This is a genomic window from Gemmatimonas sp. (genome assembly GCF_044376735.1).
Lineage (GTDB): Bacteria > Gemmatimonadota > Gemmatimonadetes > Gemmatimonadales > Gemmatimonadaceae > Gemmatimonas.
The window spans coordinates 1-3,253 of sequence record NZ_JBILKJ010000241.1; the positions used below are offsets into that span (position 1 = coordinate 1).

General features: G+C 67.3%; 4 protein-coding genes. 1 reads left to right on the plus strand and 3 read right to left on the minus strand.

Translation table 11 applies throughout. The annotated features are described in order from the left end of the window. On the minus strand, positions 1-450 hold a 450-nt coding region (locus tag ACIRA7_RS16080; protein WP_396221849.1), incomplete at its 3' end, for a saccharopine dehydrogenase family protein. Between the two features lie 39 nt (positions 451-489). Between ACIRA7_RS16080 and ACIRA7_RS16085 the strand changes: the two genes are divergently transcribed. After that, complete coding sequence (locus tag ACIRA7_RS16085) at positions 490-972, plus strand: CoA-binding protein (RefSeq protein WP_396221850.1); 483 nt, start codon at positions 490-492, stop codon at positions 970-972. Positions 973-984: 12 nt separating this feature from the next. Here ACIRA7_RS16085 and ACIRA7_RS16090 read toward each other — a convergent pair whose 3' ends face one another. Continuing rightward, positions 985-2,460, minus strand: a complete 1,476-nt coding sequence (locus tag ACIRA7_RS16090; protein WP_396221851.1) for a diguanylate cyclase — start codon at positions 2,458-2,460, stop codon at positions 985-987. A gap of 16 nt (positions 2,461-2,476) precedes the next feature. Then, the coding region (locus ACIRA7_RS16095; protein ID WP_396221852.1) for a DNA gyrase C-terminal beta-propeller domain-containing protein at positions 2,477-3,253 on the minus strand (777 nt) is incomplete at its 5' end.

Genomic DNA, 3,253 nt, shown 5'->3' on the forward strand with positions numbered 1-3,253 from the left:
GCTCTCCACGGTGTCGAACTGATCGATGCCGTGCTGCGCGATGACGTTCACCATGCCCGGGGCCAATCCAGTATCGGGGATCACGCTGATCCCCTTGGCTTTCGCGGCCGCGTCGAGCTGCTTCTGTTCCTGCACGATGGCGGTGTTGCCACCAAGGTCCGTGAAGTGCACCCCCATCTCGACGGCGATGGCGGCCAGCGACGCGTTGAAGTAATACGGGATGGCGCTCATCACCCCGTCGCAGCGGGCGAACAGGGCGCGAACGGCGGCGGCATCACGTACGTCGAGGGCAACCGCCTCGAGCCGTTCGCCGGCGAATGGGGCGAGGAAGGCGGGCAGGGTGCCCACCTGGACGTCGGCCAGCAGGACACGCGTGACCGACGGATTTTGCAACAGGTCATAGGTGCACGCGGTGCCTTGCAGCCCCGCGCCAAGTACCAGCATACGCATGCAGATATCTCCCGCAGTGTTCAGAGAGGAGGAGTGCTCATGGAGAACAAGTTAACGCCCGAGGGGGGTGAAGCGAGCCGCGAGCAGGCATGGCGTTCGCGGCTGCTGGACCACGGGTCACAACTCGCCACGGTGCTGTCGTCCGCACGGCGCATCGCCGTGATCGGCATCAAGCCGGTGCACGTGGGCGGGCCGGCCTACTACGTGCCGGCATATCTGCAGGCGGCCGGCTACGAGATCGTCCCGGTGCCCGTGTACTACCCGGACGTCGCGGAGATGCTGGGCGCCCCGACCGTGCGGTCACTGCGTGACGTGCAACCGCCGGCCGACCTCGTGCTGCTGTTCCGGCGATCGGGCGACGTGCCGCAGCATCTCGAGGAGATCCTCGCCGCGAACCCGCGCGTCGTGTGGATGCAGCTCGGTATCGAGCACGCCGAGGTCGCGGAAACGCTGGCCCGGGCCGGCATCACGGTGGTGCAGAACGCGTGCGCGATGGTCGAGCACCGACGCCCGCGGCCCTGAGCCGTTCCGGCGTTACTGCCGCACGCGATTGCGGCCGTCAGCCTTGGCGCGGTAGAGCGCGGCGTCCGAACGGGAGAGCAAGTCCTCCACGTTCTCGATGCGCGCCGCGGGAAACACCGCGACACCAACGCTCGACGTGATACGGAGCGGCGGATTCTCGCCCCCGCGGGCGAACGCGTGGTCTTCGACCGCTGTCCGGATACGCTCCGCGAAGGACACCGCGCCGGCCTCATCGGTTTCGGGGAGCAGGATCAAGAACTCCTCTCCCCCGTACCGCGCCACGATGTCGCTGACGCGGATGGTGTCCAGCAGCAGCTGGCCGACGTCGCGCAGCACGTCGTCGCCAACGAGGTGCCCGAAGGTGTCGTTGACCTTCTTGAAGTGATCGATATCGATCATCAACAGCGCCAGCGTGGAGTCGTAGCGCAGCGCGCGCTCCATCTCCGCGGTGATCCGCTCGGTGAGCGCCCGGCGATTGAGGAGCTGGGTGAGGGGATCGGTTTGCGCGAGCTGCTCCAGACGCGCGTTGTCGGCCATCGTGCTCTCGACCATCTGCGCGCGCTGGATCACCGCCACGGCGGCGGTGATGACCGCTTGCGCGAACTCGAGATCGTGCGGACCGAAGCGCTCCTGATCACGCGTGCGACGCACGAGGAATACGCCGTACTGTCCGCGATCCACGGAGAACGGGAGCGCGATCACCGAGCGGATCGGCACTTCGATCCCTTCGATCCCCCAGACCTGACGCACCCCCTCGTACAGCGGATGCGTTTCGATGTCTTCCACCAGCACGGGCTGCCCCGACTCGAGCGCCGCCTTCAGTTCCGGATAGCGATCGAGCTGGATGCTGAGATGCTGCAGTCCCGGGTTCTCGAACGCGGCCACGACCACCGCCTGCGTCTCACCCGGCCGCGCCAGCACGACCGAGCAGTGCGACACGCCGAGCGCGCGCGCCGCACGGCGCACCAGCAGGTGAAAGAGCTCGGTGACCGACAGGTCGCCGGTGACCTCGTGGAGGATATCGACCAGCTTGCGTCGGCTGTCGGCATCCTGCTGCGCGCGCACCAGCGCTTCTTCCGTGCGCGCGAGCGCCATGCGGGTGGAGCGCAGCATGGAACCGGCGCGCAACTGCGCCTGGACGCGCGCCAACAACTCCTTCGGGCGGTACGGCTTGCGAATGAAATCCGCCGCACCCAGTCCCAGCGACCGCACCGAGGCCTCTTCGGGCGGCTGCGCCGACAGCATCAGCACCGGCAGGTCACGCCAGCGGTCGTCGCTCTTGATCCTCTCCAGCAGCTGACAACCATCGGCATCCGGCATCTGGATGTCGAGCAGCAGGAGGTCGGGCGCGCGCTTGTCGAGCTGCTCCAGACAGGCCATCCCGCCACTCGCGGGAATGACCTCGTAGCCGTTCTCCTGCAACAGCCAGGTGACGGATTCCAGGACGGCCAGGTCGTCGTCCGCAACGAGCACTCTGGAAACGGGCATCAGCGGGGGTGAGGCATCACGCGTCGCCGCCACCGTCGAGTCCGAGCTCGCCGGCCGGTGCGTCCCCTTCGGCGCCTTCCACGCCGTCCACGTCATCCTTGTCGTCGGGAATCACGCGGGCCACGGCCTGGACCACATCGTGGTCGTCGAGGGCGACGAGCTTGACGCCCTGCGCCGCCCGGCCCGTGACGCGGATTTCGCTCACGCGCGAGCGAATCGCCACGCCCTGCCGCGTCATCAGCATCAGCTCGTCTTCCGGCACGACTTCCATGAGCGCCACCACGTCGCCCGTCTTGGCGGTGCGGTTGAGCGTGAGGATGCCCTTGCCGCCGCGCTTCTGCACGCGGTACTCGCTCACTTCGCTGCACTTGCCGAGCCCCTTTTCGGTCACGACGAGCAGCGTCGCCTCGCGCTTGATCACGACCATGCCCACGAGCTGATCGCCCGGGCGGAGTTCGATGCCCTTCACGCCCGTCGTGTCGCGGCCCATCTCGCGCACGTCACTCTCGTGGAAGCGCACGGAGAGACCGTGGCGCGTGGCGAGCACGACGTCGTTGCTCCCCGACGTCACCTGCACGTCCATCAGCTCGTCGCCTTCCTCGACCTTGATGGCCTTGATGCCGTTCGAGCGCGGATTGCTGTACTGCGACAGCGCCGTCTTCTTGACCGTACCGTTGCGCGTGCAGAACAGCAGGAACTCGGTGTCGCTGAACTCGCGCGTGAGCACGATCGCGCGGATGCGCGTGTCGGGGGTGACGTTGATGAGGTTCACGATCGGCTTGCCGCGCGTGTT

Coding starts and splice junctions, on each gene's coding strand:
- ACIRA7_RS16085 (WP_396221850.1), top strand. CDS start 490: ATGGAGAACAAGTTAACGCCCGAGGGGGGTGAAGCGAGCCGCGAGCAG.
- ACIRA7_RS16090 (WP_396221851.1), bottom strand. CDS start 2,460: ATGCCCGTTTCCAGAGTGCTCGTTGCGGACGACGACCTGGCCGTCCTG.